This window comes from Streptomyces sp. CNB091 (assembly GCF_000377965.1).
In genome coordinates this window covers 170,254-187,692 of the sequence record NZ_KB899004.1, presented here as the reverse complement: position 1 = coordinate 187,692, position 17,439 = coordinate 170,254, and the positions used below count along the sequence as shown (strand labels likewise).

The 17,439-nt window shown below is 72.4% G+C and carries 11 protein-coding genes and 1 pseudogene; 3 read left to right on the top strand and 9 right to left on the bottom strand.

Annotated elements, in window-relative coordinates:
* Positions 1-90: 90 nt before the first annotated feature.
* The 5 genes from ilvC to D581_RS0125775 form a co-directional block, all read right to left on the bottom strand.
* A complete protein-coding gene (ilvC, locus tag D581_RS0125795; RefSeq protein ID WP_018960076.1) occupies positions 91-1,092 on the bottom strand; it encodes a ketol-acid reductoisomerase in 1,002 nt (333 codons plus the stop codon).
* A 110-nt stretch (positions 1,093-1,202) separates the two neighbouring features.
* Positions 1,203-1,730 carry an acetolactate synthase small subunit gene (ilvN, locus tag D581_RS0125790; protein WP_003966072.1) on the bottom strand — a complete coding sequence of 176 codons (528 nt, stop codon included), beginning with the start codon at positions 1,728-1,730 and terminating at the stop codon, positions 1,203-1,205.
* 22 nt (positions 1,731-1,752) lie between these two features.
* On the bottom strand, positions 1,753-3,609 hold the full coding sequence (locus D581_RS0125785) for an acetolactate synthase large subunit (RefSeq protein ID WP_026290911.1): 1,857 nt from the start codon (positions 3,607-3,609) through the stop codon (positions 1,753-1,755).
* A gap of 217 nt (positions 3,610-3,826) precedes the next feature.
* Positions 3,827-6,649, bottom strand: coding sequence for an EAL domain-containing protein (locus D581_RS0125780; protein WP_018960074.1), 2,823 nt, complete (start codon positions 6,647-6,649; stop codon positions 3,827-3,829).
* A 484-nt stretch (positions 6,650-7,133) separates the two neighbouring features.
* The gene (locus D581_RS0125775) at positions 7,134-8,081 is read right to left on the bottom strand and encodes a 2-hydroxyacid dehydrogenase (RefSeq protein WP_026290910.1); all 948 of its coding nucleotides are present in this window, start codon (positions 8,079-8,081) and stop codon (positions 7,134-7,136) included.
* 300 nt (positions 8,082-8,381) lie between these two features.
* Between D581_RS0125775 and D581_RS0125770 the strand changes: the two genes are divergently transcribed.
* From D581_RS0125770 to D581_RS0125760, 3 genes are all read left to right on the top strand, one after another.
* A complete protein-coding gene (locus tag D581_RS0125770) occupies positions 8,382-9,374 on the top strand; it encodes an aldo/keto reductase (RefSeq protein ID WP_078625928.1) in 993 nt (330 codons plus the stop codon).
* Between the two features lie 180 nt (positions 9,375-9,554).
* The gene (locus D581_RS0125765; protein WP_486585882.1) at positions 9,555-10,727 is read left to right on the top strand and encodes a PQQ-dependent sugar dehydrogenase; all 1,173 of its coding nucleotides are present in this window, start codon (positions 9,555-9,557) and stop codon (positions 10,725-10,727) included.
* Positions 10,728-10,765: 38 nt separating this feature from the next.
* A complete protein-coding gene (locus D581_RS0125760) occupies positions 10,766-11,086 on the top strand; it encodes a DUF6191 domain-containing protein (protein ID WP_018960070.1) in 321 nt (106 codons plus the stop codon).
* Positions 11,087-11,101: 15 nt separating this feature from the next.
* Here D581_RS0125760 and D581_RS0125755 read toward each other — a convergent pair whose 3' ends face one another.
* The 4 genes and pseudogenes from D581_RS0125755 to D581_RS0125740 form a co-directional block, all read right to left on the bottom strand.
* On the bottom strand, positions 11,102-14,251 hold the full coding sequence (locus tag D581_RS0125755; RefSeq protein WP_026290908.1) for a helix-turn-helix transcriptional regulator: 3,150 nt from the start codon (positions 14,249-14,251) through the stop codon (positions 11,102-11,104).
* Between the two features lie 95 nt (positions 14,252-14,346).
* Positions 14,347-14,523 (bottom strand): hypothetical protein, encoded by a 177-nt coding sequence (locus tag D581_RS1000000141705; RefSeq protein ID WP_018960068.1) that lies wholly within the window; start codon positions 14,521-14,523, stop codon positions 14,347-14,349.
* Positions 14,524-14,899: 376 nt separating this feature from the next.
* Positions 14,900-15,058 (bottom strand): annotated as a pseudogene (locus D581_RS0125745) (GNAT family N-acetyltransferase); the annotation flags it as partial.
* 25 nt (positions 15,059-15,083) lie between these two features.
* Positions 15,084-17,345 (bottom strand): MMPL family transporter, encoded by a 2,262-nt coding sequence (locus tag D581_RS0125740; protein ID WP_018960066.1) that lies wholly within the window; start codon positions 17,343-17,345, stop codon positions 15,084-15,086.
* Positions 17,346-17,439: the final 94 nt, after the last annotated feature.

Genomic DNA, 17,439 nt, shown 5'->3' with positions numbered 1-17,439 from the left:
GCCCCTCCGGTACCCCCGTACGGAGCGGCTTCTCCGGTTCACCGCGGAGCGGGGCGGGTCCTTCGCGGACCCGCCCCGCTCCCCCGAGGCCTAGGCCTCTTCGTCGTTCACCCAGCTCATGAGCTTGCGCAGCTCACGGCCCGTGGTCTCCAGCAGATGGTCGCTGTCGGCCTTCTTGTACTCGTTGTACTTGGGCAGACCGTTGTGGTACTCCGCCATCCACGCGTTGGCGAAGGTGCCGTCCTGGATCTCGGTGAGGACCTTCTTCATCTCGGCCTTGGTGTCGGCCGTGATGATGCGCGGGCCGGTGACGTAGTCGCCCCACTCGGCGGTCTCCGAGATGGACCAGCGCATCTTGTCCAGGCCGCCCTCGTACATGAGGTCGACGATGAGCTTCAGCTCGTGCAGGCACTCGAAGTACGCGATCTCGGGCTGGTATCCGGCCTCGGTCAGCGTCTCGAAACCGGCCTTGACCAGGGCGGCGGTGCCACCGCAGAGGACGGCCTGCTCACCGAACAGGTCGGTCTCGGTCTCCTCGGTGAAGGTCGTCTTGATGACGCCGGCGCGGGTGCCGCCGATGCCCTTGGCGTACGAGAGGGCGAGCTCCAGGCCCTTGCCCGAGGCGTCCTGCTCGACGGCCACGATGCAGGGAACGCCGCGGCCCTCCTCGTACTGACGGCGGACCAGGTGGCCGGGGCCCTTGGGGGCGACCATGCAGACGTCGACGCCGGCCGGCGGCTTGATGAAGCCGAAGCGGATGTTCAGGCCGTGGCCGAAGAACAGCGCGTCGCCGTCCTTGAGGTTGTCCTTGACGGACTCCTCGTAGACCTGGGCCTGGATCGGGTCCGGGACGAGGATCATGATGACGTCGGCCTCGGCGGCGGCCTCGGCCGGGGTCACCACGCGCAGGCCCTGTTCCTCGGCCTTGGCCTTGGACTTCGAGCCCTCGTGCAGACCGACGCGGACGTCGACGCCGGAGTCGCGGAGCGACAGCGCGTGGGCGTGGCCCTGGCTGCCGTATCCGAGAACCGCGACCTTGCGGCCCTGGATGATGGACAGGTCGGCATCGTCGTCGTAGAACAGCTCGGCCACTGGGTCTTCTCCTTGGTGTGCAGGTGTTGCGTCCCACCGTACGGCGGGGGCGTCGGGTACGTGATCGGGTCTCGCCATGCGAGCGGCGCGGGGGCCGCTCCCCGTTCCGCCTAGGCGGAGCGGTCGAGGGCGCGCAGGGACCGGTCGGTGATCGAGCGCGCGCCGCGCCCTATGGCGATGGTGCCGGACTGGACGAGCTCCTTGATGCCGTACTGCTCCAGCATCTTGAGCATCGCCTCCAGCTTGTCGGCCCCTCCGGTCGCCTCGATCGTGACGGCCTCCGGGGAGACGTCGACGGTCTTGGCGCGGAACAGCTGGACGATCTCGACGATCTGGGAGCGGGTCTCGCTGTCGGCGCGGACCTTCACCAGGACGAGCTCCCGCTGGATCGCGGCGGCGGGCTCGAGTTCGACGATCTTCAGGACGTTGACCAGCTTGTTGAGCTGCTTGGTCACCTGCTCCAGGGGCAGGCCCTCGACATTCACGACGATGGTGATGCGGGAGATGTCGGGGTGCTCGGTGGTACCGACCGCGAGCGAGTCGATGTTGAAGCCGCGTCGGGAGAACAGCGCGGTGATCCGGGCGAGGACACCGGGCTTGTTCTCGACCAGGACGGAGAGCGTGTGCTTTTCGGACATGGAGTCGGTCTCTCTCTGTCTCTCAGTCGTCTTCGTTGTCGCCGAAGTCGGGGCGGACGCCGCGGGCGGCCTGGACCTCGTCGTTGGAGGTGCCCGCCGCGACCATCGGCCAGACCATGGCGTCCTCGTGGACGATGAAGTCGATCACGACGGGGCGGTCGTTGATGGAGTTGGCCTCTTCGATGACCTTGTCCAGGTCGGCCGGGTCCTCGCAGCGGATGGCGTAGCAGCCCATGGCCTCGGACAGCTTGACGAAGTCCGGGACGCGGGTGCCCTTGGCCGGGACGCCGTCCGTGTCCGCGCCGGAGTGCAGCACGGTGTTGGAGTAGCGCTGGTTGTAGAAGAGGGTCTGCCACTGGCGGACCATCCCGAGCGCGCCGTTGTTGATGACGGCGACCTTGATCGGGATGTTGTTGAGCGCGCAGGTGGTCAGTTCCTGGTTGGTCATCTGGAAGCAGCCGTCGCCGTCGATGGCCCAGACCGTGCGGTCGGGCATGCCGGCCTTCGCGCCCATGGCGGCCGGGACCGCGTAGCCCATCGTTCCGGCGCCGCCGCTGTTGAGCCAGGTGGCGGGCTGCTCGTAGTCGATGAAGTGGGAGGCCCACATCTGGTGCTGGCCGACGCCGGCCGCGAAGATCGTGCCCTCGGGGGCGAGCTCGCCGATGCGCTGGATGACCTGCTGCGGGGAGAGGCTGCCGTCCTCGGGCAGGTCGTAGCCGAGCGGGTAGGTCTCGCGCCAGCGGTTGAGGTCCTTCCACCAGGCGGTGTAGTCGCCGGTGTTGCCGTCGGTGTGCTCGGCCTGGACGGCCTGGACCAGGTCGGCCAGGACCTCACGGGCGTCGCCGACGATGGGGACGTCCGCGGTGCGGTTCTTGCCGATCTCGGCCGGGTCGATGTCGGCGTGGACGATCTTGGCGTACGGGGCGAAGCTGTCCAGCTTGCCGGTGACGCGGTCGTCGAAGCGGGCTCCGAGGGCGACGATCAGGTCGGCCTTCTGCAGCGCGGTGACGGCGGTGACCGCGCCGTGCATGCCCGGCATCCCCACGTGCAGCGGGTGGCTGTCGGGGAAGGATCCGAGCGCCATCAGGGTGGTGGTGACGGGCGCTCCGGTCAGCTCCGCGAGGACCTTCAGCTCGGCGGTGGCGCCGGCCTTCATGACGCCGCCGCCGACGTAGAGCACGGGGCGCCTGGCCTGGGTGATCAGCTTCGCGGCCTCGCGGATCTGCTTGGCGTGCGGCTTGGTCACCGGGCGGTAGCCGGGCAGGTCCTGGGTGGGCGGCCAGCTGAACGTGGTCTTCGCCTGGAGGGCGTCCTTGGCGATGTCGACGAGGACCGGTCCGGGGCGGCCGGTGGAGGCGATGTGGAAGGCCTCGGCGATGGTGTGCGGGATGTCCTCGGCCTTGGTGACCAGGAAGTTGTGCTTGGTGATCGGCATCGTGATGCCGCAGATGTCGGCTTCCTGGAAGGCGTCGGTGCCGATGGCCTTGGCGGCGACCTGGCCGGTGATCGCGACGAGCGGCACGGAGTCCATGTGTGCGTCGGCGATCGGGGTGACCAGGTTGGTGGCGCCGGGGCCCGAGGTGGCCATGCAGACGCCGACCTTGCCGGTGGCCTGCGCGTACCCGGTGGCGGCGTGGCCGGCGCCCTGCTCGTGGCGGACCAGGACGTGACGGACCCGGGTGGAGTCCATCATCGGGTCGTAGGCGGGGAGGATCGCGCCGCCGGGAATGCCGAATACCGTGTCGGCGCCGACTTCCTCGAGAGAACGGATGAGGGACTGCGCGCCCGTGACGTGCTCAACGGTGACGGACGGCTGTCCGCCGTTACGGGCGCGCGGCTGCGGGTGGTGGGCCCCGGTGGCCTGCTCGGTCATCGGCATTCTCTTCTCGAAGCTGAGGTTTTTCGCGGGTGTTTTGCAGCGGTTTGAGCGGTGTCAGTGCAACAAAAAACCCCTCGTGCCGTGAGGCAAGCGAGGGGAGCGCGCCGGGTGCGGTCGCAGAGTGTCGTGGAGTGACTCTGCTTCAGCCGACGCGCTTTCCAAGTACGAGAATTCGGGTGCGCATGGCATTGACCCTCTCTCCGGCACGCATGACGTGTCAAGTGGGTGGGACGGGCGTCTCAGCATGTGATCCGGTGAGCAGGGGAATCGAGCCGCCCGCCATCACCGGCCGGGGGCTGGGGATGCTCGGTACGGGGAACTCCCCCCGGACCAGGGCGCGTCGCAGCCGGTACTCGTCGAGCGGGCCCGAGAAGGCCATCCCCTGGCCGTGAGTGCACCCCATGGCGCGCAGGGCGAGCACTTGCTCGGGGACGTCGACGCCGTCGGCGACGGACTGGAGACCGAGGTCGCAGGCGATCCGCAGGAGACCGCTGGTGATCTTGTGCAGCCTGGCCGACTCGACCACCCCCTCGACCAGGTTCCGGTCGAGCTTCAGTACGTCGATGGGGAGCCGGCGCAGCGCGTTGATCGCCGCGAAGCCGCTGCCGAAGCCGTCGAGCGCGATCCGTACACCGAGGCGGCGCAGGGCCACGAGGCGCTGCTCCAGGGCGTCGAAGGAGACACGCGGGTCGCTGTCGGCCACCTCGATCATCAGGGCGCCCGAGGGCAGGCCGTGGCGGGTCAGCAGCGCCTCGATGGAGCCGGGGGGCTCGGCCGCCTCCAGCAGCCGGGCGGCGGAGAGCCGGACGGAGACGGCGACGGGGTGCCCGGCCCTGGCCCGGTCGGCGGCCTGGGCCACCGCCTCCTCCAGGAGCCAGCGGCCGAGCTCGGCGGTGCGGTCGTCGTCGCCGGAGACCCGGAGGAACTCGGCGGGGGTGAACAGGATGCCCTGGGCGGACCGCCAGCGGGCCTGTGCGGCGACGGCCGCGACGGACCCGCTGGCGAGATGGACGACGGGCTGGTGGAGCAGGGCGAACTCGCCCTCGCGCAGGGCGGTGCGCAGCCGGGTGGCCAGCTCGGAGCGGCGTACGACGTCGGCCTGCATCTGCGGGGCGTACAGCTCGACCCGGTCCTTGCCGCCGGCCTTGGCGCGGTACATCGCGAGGTCCGCGTTGCGCATGAGGTCGGTGGGGCTGATGGCGGGCTCGGCGAAGGCCACGCCGATGGAGGCGGCCACCCGGACCTCGCTGGGGCCGATCCGGTAGGGCTGGGAGAGGGTGAGGCGCAGCCGGTCGGCGATCTCGTGGACCTGGTACTCCCGGGCGCCCTGGTCGCGGGTGCCGTCGCCCATGATGAGCGCGGCGAACTCGTCGCCGCCGAGCCTCGCCGCGGTGTCGCCGGCCCGGACGGAGTCCTGGAGGCGGCGGCCGGCCTGGACGAGGAGTTCGTCGCCCGCCTGGTGGCCGATGGTGTCGTTGACCGCCTTGAAGCCGTCGAGGTCGATGAAGAGGACCGCGGTGCCGGGGTCGCCCGAGCGGCGGCCGCCGAGGGCCTGTCGGACCCGGGCGGTGAACAGGGCCCGGTTGGGCAGGTCGGTGAGCGGGTCGTGCTCGGCGTTGTGCTGCAACTGGGCCTGGAGCCTGACCCGTTCGGTGACGTCCCGGCTGTTGAGGAGGAGGCCGCCCTGGTGGCGGTTGACGGTGGACTCGACGTGGAGCCAGTCACCCGCGCCCGAGCGGAAGCGGCACTCGATGCGGGTGGTGGGCTCCTCGTGCGGCGGTGCGGCCAGGAAGCGTCGCACCTCGTGGACGAACCGGCCGAGGTCGTCGGGGTGGATGATCGAGGACAGCTCGGAGCCGACGAGGCCCTCCGCCTCGCGCCCGTAGACCCCGGCGGCGGCGGGGCTGACGTAGCGCAGGGTGCCGTTGGGCGCGGCGATCATGATGACGTCGCTGGAGCCCTGCACCAGGGAGCGGAAGTGGTTCTCCTTCTGGGCCAGCTCCTGGGTGAGGGAGATGTTGTCGAGGAGCATGATGCCCTGCCGGACGACCAGGGCCAGGACGACGGTGCAGCCGGTGAAGATGACGACGTGGTCCACCCGGCGGCCGTCGACCACGTTGTACAGGATGCCCAGGGTGCAGACGGCGGCGGCGAGATACGGGGTCAGGGCGGCCAGCGAGCCGGCGATCGGGCGGCTGGCGATGGCGCGCGGCGGCCCGGGGCGGGCGGACGGCCCGGCCCCGCTCCGGGCGCCCCAGGGGGCGTAGGCGAGGAGCAGCGAACCGGCGAACCAGCCGGCGTCGAGGAGTTGGCCCGAGTGGTAGGTGGAGCGCAGCAGCGGCGAGGTGAACACCGCGTCGCTCAGCACGGTGAGCGCGAGGGCGGCGATGGCGGTGTTCACCGCGGTGCGGTTCACGCCCGCCCGGCGGAAGTGCAGGGCGAGCACCATCGAGACGAGCACGATGTCGAGCAGCGGGTAGGCCAGCGCGAGGGCCGCGGGCGCGACGCTGGTGTCCTGGACCCCCGCCAGCTGCGCGGTGTGCGCGAGGGCGAGGCTCCAGGCGAGCGTCAGCAGGGAGCCGCCGATCAGCCAGGCGTCCAGGGCCAGGCACACCCAGCCCGCGCGGGTGACGGGCCGTTTGGCGAGCACGAGCAGTCCGACGATGGCGGGCGGCGCGAAGCAGAGGAAGAAGACGTCGGCGAGGGAGGGTGTGGGCACGGCGACGCCGAGGATCACCTCGTACCAGCCCCAGACTGCGTTTCCGCAGGCCGCCATGGCGGAGGAGAGCGAGAACAGCAGCCAGGCGGGGCGCAGCCGGCCCCTGACCGCCCGTGCGTAGAGGAAGCAGGAGACGGCGGCGACCAGGGCCGCCGCGGCGAGACCGAAGTCCCCCATGATGACGGCGACCCGCGGTGAGCCCCAGCCGAGGGCGGCGCCCACCGAATATCCGGCGCAGACGACGCCGAGCAGGATCCTGGACCGCAGTCCCGTGGTGCCGGTGGCGGACCGCGGGGCGAGCAGGGCCCCCAGCGCGCTCACCGGAGGGCTCCCCGCCCCGGGCCCGCCGGGCAGGCGCTCCCCGGCGCCCGGCTCCTCGGCGTACGGCACCGAGAGGCCAGGCACTGGGGAGCCAGGCGCTGAGGTACGCGGCGCCGAGGCGCCCGGCCCTTGGCGGGGGCTCTCCGGCGCCGCTCGCTCCGGCCCGGCCGCGGCGGCTTCGGCGTTGCCGGGCCGGGGCAGGAATCCGGCCACCGACGGGTGCTGTGCTCCGTCGGCGCGGGCGGCCGCAACCGTCCGCTCGTCCGCGTCGGATCGTCTCTCCATGGCCAGCACATCGCCCGTCGCCCCCTCGCGTTCCGGTGCTCCCCCCGCGCCGTCCCTTCCACGGCGCAGCCCCCCGGATCGGACGATACACCAGATCCGTCACTCAGGGCCATAGATTCTCTACGCTCCGTGACGAAGTGCGAGGTGGGCGGCACCGCGTGCATCCGGACCGCCCCGTAGCGTGGCCGCCGCGGCGGGGTCAGCCGGTGGTGGTCACGACGTTGCGCACCGGCTCTCCGGCGGCGAACCGGGTGAGCTGTGCGGCCAGCAGCCGCTTGGCACGCGGTTCGAAGGCCGAGGTGCTGCCGCCCACGTGCGGCGTGATCAAGACATTCGGAGCATGCCAGAGAGGATGGCCCTCGGGCAGGGGTTCCGGGTCGGTCACATCCAGTGCGGCCCGCAGTAGTCCGGATTCGAGTTCGGACAGCAGGGCCTTGGTGTCGACGACCGGGCCGCGGGCGACGTTGACGAGGAGGGCCCCGTCGGGCATCGCGGCGAGGAAGTCGGCGCCCACCAGCCCCTGCGTGGACGGGTTCAGCGGAGTGGAGAGGATCACGACGTCGGCCTCGGGCAGCAGGGCGGGCAGATCGTCGAGCGTCTGTACGGGACCGCGTGCGGTGGTCCGCGCGGAGCGCGCGACGCGCGCCACCCGCGCGCACTCGAAGGGGGCGAGCCGGTCCTCGATGGCCGAGCCGATGGATCCGTACCCCACGATGAGGACGGACCTGTCGGCGAGCGCCGGGTAGAAGCCGGACCGCCACTCCCCCTTGTCCTGGCCGTGGACGAATCCCGGGAACCCGCGCAGGGACGCGAGGATCAGGGCGAGCGTCAGCTCGGCGGTGGACGCCTCGTGCACCCCCTTGGCGTTGCAGAGGCGTACGCCGGCGGGAAGCACTCCGAGGCCCGGCTCCACGTGGTCGATGCCCGCGGAGAGCGTCTGCACCACCCGGACGGCGTTCATCGAGGCCAGCGGGCGCACCGCGACCTCGGAACCCTTCAGGTAGGGAACGACGTAGTAGGCGCAGTCGGCCGGGTCGCCCGGGTACTCCGGTTCACCGTCCCAGAAGAGGTAGTTGAGGCCCTCGGGCAGGCCGTCGATCTCCTCGGCCGGGTAGGGCAGCCACACGTCGGCAGTCGTCGCAGTCATGGTCAGGAGGCTATGCGACAGATGTACGAGCGCTCCAGGGGTGGGGTGCGCCGGCGGTGCGGTCACCACCACGAGCAGCCGTCCGTGCGGGTGGGCCGGGCATCGGCGTATCGTCACATCGCCCAAACGCTTCCGTCAATCACTCACCGAACTCCCCCGACAGGGACCTGCGTCGTGGATCGGGCGGGCGTGACCGTCCGGGTCCGGGACCGTGCTCTCGCGCCGTCTCCGGAAAGAGCCGCCCGTGGACCGCGGCGGACGGGAGGGCGGAACGGCTCGTCCAGGAAAGGGTTCGGGGAGTTGGAGAGCAGGACTATCGGGGCGGCGGGGCTTGCCGTCGGTGCGGTCGGTCTCGGCTGCATGCCGATGAGCTGGGGTTACAGCGCGTCGCAGCGGCTCGGAGACCGTTCGGTGCGGACGGTGCACGCTGCGCTGGACGCGGGCGTCCGGCTGCTCGACACCGCGGACATGTACGGCCCGTTCACCAACGAGCTGCTGGTGGGGCGGGCGCTGAAGGGGCGCCGCGGGGAAGCGTTCGTCTCCACCAAGTGCGGGCTGCTGGTGGGCGATCAGCACATCGTCGCCAACGGCCGGCCGGGGTATGTCCGGCGGGCCTGTGACGCCTCGCTGCGGCGGCTCCAGACCGATGTGATCGACCTGTACCAGCTGCACCGGGCCGACCCGGAGGTGCCGGTGGAGGAGACCTGGGGTGCGATGGCGGAGCTGGTGACCGCGGGCAAGGTGCGCTCGCTCGGACTGTGCGCGGTGGGGGCGCGGGCCCCGCGCCGGTCGGGTGCGGGACCGCATGAGGGAACGATCCGGCAGTTGGAGCGGATCCAGCAGGTCTTCCCGGTGAGCGCCGTCGAGGCGGAGCTGTCGGTGTGGTCGCGCGAGGCGCTGGCGGAGCTGCTGCCGTGGTGCGTGGCGCGCGGGGTCGGACTGCTGGCCGCGATGCCGCTGGGCAGCGGCTATCTGACCGGGACGCTGAAGCCGGGCCAGGGTTTCGAGCCGGAGGATCTGCGGGCCAGGCATCCGCGGTTCACGGCGGAGGTGATGGCGGCGAACCAGCCGGTGGTGGCCGGCCTGCGGCGGGTCGCGGAGCGGCGCGGGGCGACCGTGGCCCAGGTGGCGCTGGCGTGGGTGCTGCGCCAGGGTCCGCATGTGGTGCCGGTCCCGGGGGCGAAGCGGGAGCGGTGGGCGGTGGAGAACGCCGGGGCGGCGCGGGTGGTCCTGGACGACCGGGACCTGGCGGAGATCGACGGCCTGCCCGCCGCCCGCGAGTCGTGGGACTGAGTGTCGCGGGAGCGGTGGTCAGGGGGGCGCCGTCCGGCGCCCGGCGGGAGAATGGGCGCATCGGGAACTCCTGGGCCGGTCGCGGTGTAGGAACAAGGTGTAGGAGCAGGTAGTCGGGCAACCGTCGAAAGGATCGGTTCCGTGCGTGGTGCTCTGTTCGGACCTGTGCAGTCTCCGGCGATGCGCAGGGGGGTGGTGGCCGTGCTGGCGTCGGCCACGCTGCTGCTGACCGCCGGGTGTTCCGGCGACGGGGGCGGGGGGCCGTCCGGGCAGCCCGCCGGTTCCCCGAGCGCCTCGGGGGGCTCCGCTCCCCCGGCCACCCCGAGCCGGTCGGCCGGTCTGCCGCCGGCGAAGGGCTCGGCGAAGGTGGTCTCGACGCTGACCGAGGGTCTGAAGTCGCCCTGGGGCCTGGCCGCGCTGCCGGGCGGTGACCTGCTGGTCTCCTCGCGCGACGAGGGAACGGTCCACCGGGTCGACGGCGAGAGCGGGAAGCAGACGCTGCTGGGCTCGGTGCCCGGGGTGTCCCCGGCGGGCGAGGGCGGGCTGCTCGGGCTCGCCGTCTCCTCCACGTTCGGCGCGGACCAGTTGGTGTACGCCTACTTCACCACCACGTCCGACAACCGGATCGTCCGCATGAGTTACGACGAGAAGCGTCCGGCGGGACAGCAGTTGGGGGCCCCGGACACCATCCTGCGGGGCATCCCCAAGGGCAGCATCCACAACGGGGGCCGGATCGCCTTCGGCCCGGACAAGATGCTGTACGCGGGCACGGGCGAGACCGGGGACACCGGGCTGGCCCAGGACAAGGAGTCGCTGGCGGGGAAGATCCTGCGGATGACCCCGGACGGGGAGCCGGTGCACGGCAATCCGCAGGCGGACTCGGTGGTGTATTCGTACGGGCACCGCAATGTGCAGGGGCTCGCCTGGGACGCGGAGAAGCGGCTGTGGGCCGCCGAGTTCGGCCAGAACACCTGGGACGAGCTGAATCTGATCGAGCCCGGCGGGAACTACGGCTGGCCCGAGGTCGAGGGCCGGGAGGGCGAGGACGGGTTCATCGACCCGGTGGCCCAGTGGAAGACCTCCGAGGCCTCCCCCAGCGGGATCGCGTACGCGGAGGGCTCGGTCTGGATGGCCGGGCTGCGCGGCGAGCGGCTCTGGCGCATTCCGCTGTCCGGCGAGAAGGCGGAGGAACCTTATGCCGACCCCCAGTCGTTCCTGGAGGAGAAGCACGGCCGCCTGCGCACTGTGGTGAGTGCGGGGGGCGACCGCCTGTGGCTGGTCACCAGCAACACGGACGGACGGGGCACGCGGAAGCCCGGGGACGACAGGATCCTCCAGGTGGAAGTGGGTTAGCCGTCCGCCCGCGCGGCACGTCGGAGGGAGCACGGCCGGTGTTCAATTTCTTCGAGGAGCTCTTCGCCCCGGGGCGCAAGCACGTCTCCGACGAGCAGAGGCGCCTGGAGCTGAGCAGGGTGGATCTCGGCATCGGCGATCCGGACCGGGGGCCGATAGACCTGACCTCCGGGAAGGTGACCGTCCGTGCTCCGGCCCCGGGGCCCGCTTACGGCATGGCCCCGGACGGTACCGCCGGGCCCGGCAACGGCAGCGTGCTTCCGCCCGCGCCCGAGCAGGACGCCGTCCTGGACCGGCCGAGACCCGGGAAGCCGGTGAGCGGGCCCGAGCGGCGCGCGGACGAGGAGCCCGGGACGTAAGGACGTGACCAGGGCCTACGCGGCCGGGTAGAGGCGGAGGCGGTGGGCGAGGGCGGCCGCCTCGCCGCGGCTGGAGACGCCGAGCTTGGCCAGGATGTTGGAGACGTGCACGCTCGCGGTCTTCGGCGAGATGAACAGCTCCTCGGCGATCCTGCGGTTGGTGTGCCCGGCCGCGACCAGCCGGTGCACGTCCTGCTCTCGCGGGGTCAGCCCGAAGGACGCCACGGCGGCGATGGCGGGGTCCTGTCCGGCGGCCGCCGCGGGCTCGGGGCTCCCTCCGGCGGATACGGCGGTCAGGACGGCCGGGTGGATCCCGGCGTCGGGGCCGGGTGCCGTGCCGGAGCCGTCCAGGGGGATGCGGGCGCGGGCCGCCAGCTGTTCGACGGCCTCGGCGAGCGGGCGGGCGCCGAGCCGGTGGGCGGCCTCGTGGGCGCGGTGCAGCAGGGTCGTGGCGGTGGACCGGTCGCCGGGGGCGATGAGCAGGGACTCCGCCCAGCGGCGGTGGATCTGGGCCAGTTCGTAGGGGCGGCTGAGCGGCCCGAAGGCCTCGGCGGCGCGCGCCCAGTGACCGGGGGTGTCCGTGCCGTCCGCGCGGGCCAGCTCCGCGTCGATGAGGACGCCGTGGGCCGCCCACACGGGGACGAGCATCGGGAGCCTCTTCGCGCACCGGCGGATCAGCGCGAGCAGCTCCGGGCGGTCCGGTTCGGCGGCGGGCAGCCCGCGGGCGTCCGCCTCGATCATGGCGGCGGTCTGGAGGAGCGGCAGGGCGTAGCGCTGGGTGCCGGGCGGGAAGCCGTGCCGGGCCAGTTCCCCGAACGCGGCCCGCGCCTCGGCGAGCCTGCCCTGGGCCGCGGCCAGGAGCATGGTGAGCCGGACGGGCGCGATCAGGTGCTGGGGCTGCGGATCGCGCTGGCCGAAGTGCTTGCGGGTCAGGGCGAGCAACTCCTCGGCCTCGGCGAAGTCCCCTCGTGCGAAGGCCAGTTCAGTATGGCGGAGGGTGGCGAGGCCCTTCGCCCTGGGGCCCAGCGCCAGGCGGGCGGCGGACGCGGCGGCGGCCTCGCTCTGGGTCCAGTGCCCGAGGGAGAACAGGGACTGCGACTGGTTGGCGTACACCCAGGCCCCGGAGTCGGCCAGGCCGTGGCTGTGGCAGATCTCGATGCCGTGGTCGGCGGCGGCGACGGCCTCCAGCGAGCGGCCCATCGCTTCGAGCGAGGAGGGCAGGTTGACGCTGACCCGGCCCAGCAGGTTCATCAGGTGCAGCTTCTCGGCACGGTCCCGGACCGCGTACATCTCGGCGAGGCCGTCCTCCACGCCGCCCGCGTCCGCGGTGAGCCAGCCCCGGGTGAGGCGGGCGTGCAGCTCGATGTACTCGTCACCGACGAGCCGGGCGTACTCCACCGCGCGGTCGCTGTCGGCGAGCGCCTGCGGGCCCGGCTGGTGCAGCGCCCGCCAACTGGCCACGTTGGTCAAAACGTCGGCCTGCACCGGGGACGGCGGCAGCCCGCGCACCAGTTCCTGTGCGGTGGCCAGCTCCTCCCAGCCGTCCCCCTTGTCGAGCCCCTGCACCAGCCGGCTGCGCTGCACCCAGAACCAGGCCTCGCGCAGCGGGTCGGCCTCGGACGCCAGGACCCGCATCGCCTTCTTGGAGATGGCCAGGGCGCGTTTGCGGTCGCCGCCGAAGTGGGCGGCGACGGTGGCCTCGGCCATCACGTCCAGGTAGCGCAGCGGGGTGTTCTCCGGATCGCAGCCGGAGGCCGGGTAGACCTCCGCGTAGTCGAAGGGGCGCAGGGTGGCGAGCACCGCGTCGGGGACGTCGTCCCAGAGCTCCATCGCCCGCTCCAGCAGCTTCAGCTGCTCGGAGTAGGCGTAGCGTCGGCGGGCCTCGACGGCGGCCCTGAGCACGGCGGGCAGGGCCTTGGCGGCGTCGTGCGCGGCGTACCAGTAGCTGGCGAGGCGGGTGGCGCGTTCGTCGTCCCGGACGAGGGAGGGGTCGGCCTCCAGGGCTTCGGCGTACCGGCGGTTGAGGCGGGTGCGTTCGCCGGGCAGCAGGTCGTCGCTGACGGCCTCGCGGACCAGGGAGTGCCGGAAGCGGTAGCCGTCGTTGTCGGGCGACGGTTGCAGCAGGTTGGCGCCGACGGCGGCGCGCAGGGCCTCGTCGAGGTCGGACTCGGCGAGTTGGGCGACGGTGGCCAGCAGTTCGTGTTCGACGAAGGAGCCGCCCTCGGCGACCAGCCGGGCGATCCGCTGGGCGTGCTCGGGGAGCGCCTCCACGCGGACGAGCAGGAGGTCGCGGAGCGATTCGGTCAGGCCGGAGCTGTCGCCGCAGCACTCCAGGGAGCGGGCCAGCTCCTCGACGAAGAAGGCGTTGCCGTCGGAGCGGTCGAAGATCTCGTCGACGAGCGCGGCCTCGGGGGTCTCGGCGAGGATGCCGGCGAGCTGGCGGCCGACCTCGTCGTGGCTGAACCGGTCGAGTTCGACGCGGGTGACGGTGCGCAGCCGGTCCAGCTCGGCGAGGAGCGGGCGCAGGGGGTGGCGGCGGTGGATGTCGTCGGCGCGGTAGGTGCCGACGACCATGAGGCGGCCGCTGCCGAGGGTGCGGAAGAGGTAGGCGAGCAGGTGCCGGGTGGAGGCGTCCGCCCAGTGCAGGTCCTCCAGGACGAGGACGACCACCCGTTCGGCGGAGATCCGCTCCAGCAGCCGTACGGTGAGCTCGAAGAGGCGGGCGATGCTGTGCTCGTCGGTCGCGTCCCGGTGGACCTCGCCCAGTTCGGGCAGGAGCCGGGCCAGTTCGCCCTCCTGGCCGGCGCAGGCGGCGGCCATCTCCTCGGGCAGGGCCCGGCGCAGGGCGCGCAGGGCGGTGGGGAAGGGGGCGAACGGCAGTCCGTCGGCCCCGATCTCGACGCAGGACCCGACGGCGACGACGGCATCGCGCCGTTCGGCCGCCGTGACGAACCGCTCGACCAGGCGGGTCTTGCCGACGCCGGCCTCGCCGCCGATCAGCAGCGCCTGCGGGTCGCCGGACGCGGCCCGCGCGAGCGCCTCGGTGAGCGCGGCGAACTCCTCGGCGCGCCCGATGAACACGGGGCTGACTGACCTGGTCTCCACGCTGCCGAGCATCGCATACGCGTACGAGGCCGCGGGCGGCTTTTCGCGGAGGGTGATCATGCTCCCGGCGCGGTCCGGGCCCGCCGCGCCCGATCCGGAGGGGGCGTCGGCGGGACCGCTGACCGGTGCGGTGGTGCTGCCGGCCCCGGACACCGTCAGGCGGCCGGGGCGAAGCGGGTGCGGTCGCCCTCCACCACCTTCCCTTCGGGATCACCGTGTCCGGAGCGGCGGGCGGCCCGGCGGACGAGGCGGGCCCGGCCGAGCTCGCGCTCGGCGTCGGCCCGGCGGATCAGCTCGGCGGAGGTGGAGCGGTAGAGCTCGTACTCGTACATGGAGTGCCCCTTGTTCCTGGTCGTGGCAGCGGACCGGCGGGGTGCCCGGTCGGTCGGCCGGGGCCCTGTGTTCGCTGTGTGTCCACTGTCGTCGGCCAGGCGGGGGCGCCGCATCGGGCGAGTTCCGCATCTTCGCGGCGGTGGGGGCCTTAGGGCGAGCCCTGGGGTGTCCGAGGGGTGGGCGCGGGCCTTAGGGAGTGCCCGGCGGATCATGACCGGGCCTGCCGGACACGCCCCGTCCCCGTGCCGTACGGGGCGGTGAGCAGTGGGGTCAGCCGCCGGCCGGGGCGCCCGCGGTGGGCAGGGCGACGAAGAGGTCGACGTAATGCCCGCGGAGATCAAGCACGCCGGGGCCGCGCGGGGCGTGGGTCGGGGCTCAGCGCCCCGCGCGGGCCTCCCACTCCGGGGCGAGGACCGACCAGATCTCGGTGTCGTGGCGTACGCCCCGGTGGACGTAGTTCTGCCGCATCACCCCGTCCCGGGTCATGCCGAGCCGCTTCGCCACCGCGATCGACCTGGTGTTCGCGGCGGAGGCGACCCGTTCCAGCTCCGCCCGGTCGTCACCCAGGGATATGGCGAACATCGTGCTCCTTCTCGGCGGGGCGGCCCGTCACCGGTTCATCGCCCTCTTCCGCACCCGTACCGCGTGTCTCCGGGATCTTCGCACGGAGCGGTACGCAGTCGGGCGGCTCGATGCTGATCCTGGGCAGCCGCTTCTCCAGCCAGCCCGGCAGCCACCAGTTCGCCCCGCCGAGCATGTGCATCAGGGCGGGCACCAGCAGGGTGCGCAGCACGAAGGCGTCCAGGGCGACGGCGGTGGCCAGCGCGATGCCGAACATGGCGATGACCCGGTCGCCGCTGAGCACGAAGGCGAGGAAGACGGAGATCATGATCACGGCGGCGGAGTTGATGACCCGGCCGGTCTCGGCGAGGCCGACCCGTACGGCCCGCCGGTTGTCGCCGGTCTCCAGCCACTCCTCGTACATCCGGCCGACGAGGAAGACCTGGTAGTCCATGGAGAGGCCGAAGAGGACCGAGACCATGATCACGGGGAGGAAGGGTTCGATGGGTCCGGCGCTGCCGAGGCCGAGCAGCTCGCTCCCCCACCCCCACTGGAAGACGGCCACGACGACGCCGAAGGAGGAGGCGACGGCGGCCACGTTCATCACGGCGGCCTTGAGCGGGATGCCGATGGAGCGGAACGCCAGGAGGAGGAGCAGACAGCCGAGGGAGATGACGACCCCGACGAAGAGCGGCAGTTTCCCGACGATGATCTCGGCGAAGTCGTCGTAGCTCGCCGTCACCCCGCCGACGTGGGCCTCCAGCGAGGTGTTGTCCCGGACCGGCGGCAGCACCTCGCCCCGGATCCGGTCGACCAGCTCGCTGGTGTCCTGCGACTGGGGGGACGAGGCGGGGACGACGGTGAGGAAGGCGGTGTCGCCGGCGCTGTTGTACGTGACCGGGCTGACGGACGCGACGCCCTCGGTGGTGCGCAGTTTCCCGGGCAGCGAGTCCAGCGCGAGCCGGTCGTCCGCGCCGTCGAGCTGGGCGGCGATGGTGAGGGGGCCGTTGACGCCGGGCCCGAAGCCGTCGGCGATCAGGTCGTAGGCCTGCCGGGTGGTGGCGGTGGCCGGGTTGTTGCCCTGGTCGGAGGTGCCCAGGTGGAGGCCGAGGGCGGGCAGGGCGAGCACCACCATGACGACGGCCGCGATCCCGCCGAGGAGCTTCGGGTGCCGTTCCACGAAGGCGGACCAGCGGGCGGCGAAGCCGGTGGGCAGTTCGGGCCGCGGCCCGTGTTCGGCGAGCTGCCGCCGCTCGCGGCGGCTGAGCGCCCGCGTCCCGATGAGGGAGAGCAGGGCGGGCAGCAGGGTGACCGAGGCCAGCACGGTGAGGACGACGGTGAGCGAGGCGGCGATGGCGACGCCGTTGAGGAAGCCGAGCCGCAGGATCAGCATGCCGAGCAGGGCGATGCAGACGGTGGCCCCGGCGAAGACGACGGCACGCCCGGTGGTCGTGACGGCGTTCTGCGCCGCTTCGTCGACGGACATCCCGCGCCGGAGCCCTCTGCGGTGCCGGGTGACGATGAAGAGGGCGTAGTCGATGCCCACGCCGAGCCCGATGAGCATGCCGAGCATCGGGGCGAAGTCCGCCACGGTCATCGCGTGGCCGAGGAGCACGATGCCCGCGTAGGCGGTGCCCACGGAGACCAGGGCGGTGGCGATGGGCAGCAGGCTGGCGGCGAGCGAGCCGAAGGCGAGGAAGAGCACGACGGCCGCGACGACCACGCCGACCCCCTCGGCGAGGTGGACGCCGGGCGCTTCGGTGAGGGCGACGGCGGTGCCGCCCAGCTCGACCTGGAGCCCGTCGGCCTCGGCTCCCTTCGCGGTGTCGACGAGGGCGCGGGCCTGGGAGGCGGGGATCTCGTCGACGGGGTGGTCGAACGTGACCGTGGCGTACGCGGTGTGGCCGTCCTCGCTGATCTGGCCGGGGCCGGTGCCTCCGTAGGGGCCGGTGACCGCGCCGACGCCCGGCAGCTCCTCGATCGCGTGGAGCGTCCGGGTCATGGTCTGCTCGACGTCGGCGGCCCGGACCGTGGAGCCGGTGGTGTGCCAGACGACGGTGTCGGTGTCGCCGCCGAGGTCGGTGAAGCCGCGGGAGAGCAGTTCGGTGGCGCGGCCGGACTCGGTGCCGGGGACCTCGTAGTCGTTGGAGTACGCGGAACCCGCGAAGCCCGCCGCGGCTGCTGTCCCGCCGAGGGCGGCGAGCCAGATGAGAACGGCGACGAGGCGGTGCCTGATGCACCAGCGAGCGATGGCAGCCAACGGATGAGCTCCCTGTGGGTGTAGGAACATTTACCCACAGATGACGTTATCTGCCCGTAAACGCCTCACGACCTTGCGACCGCCACTCTGCCAG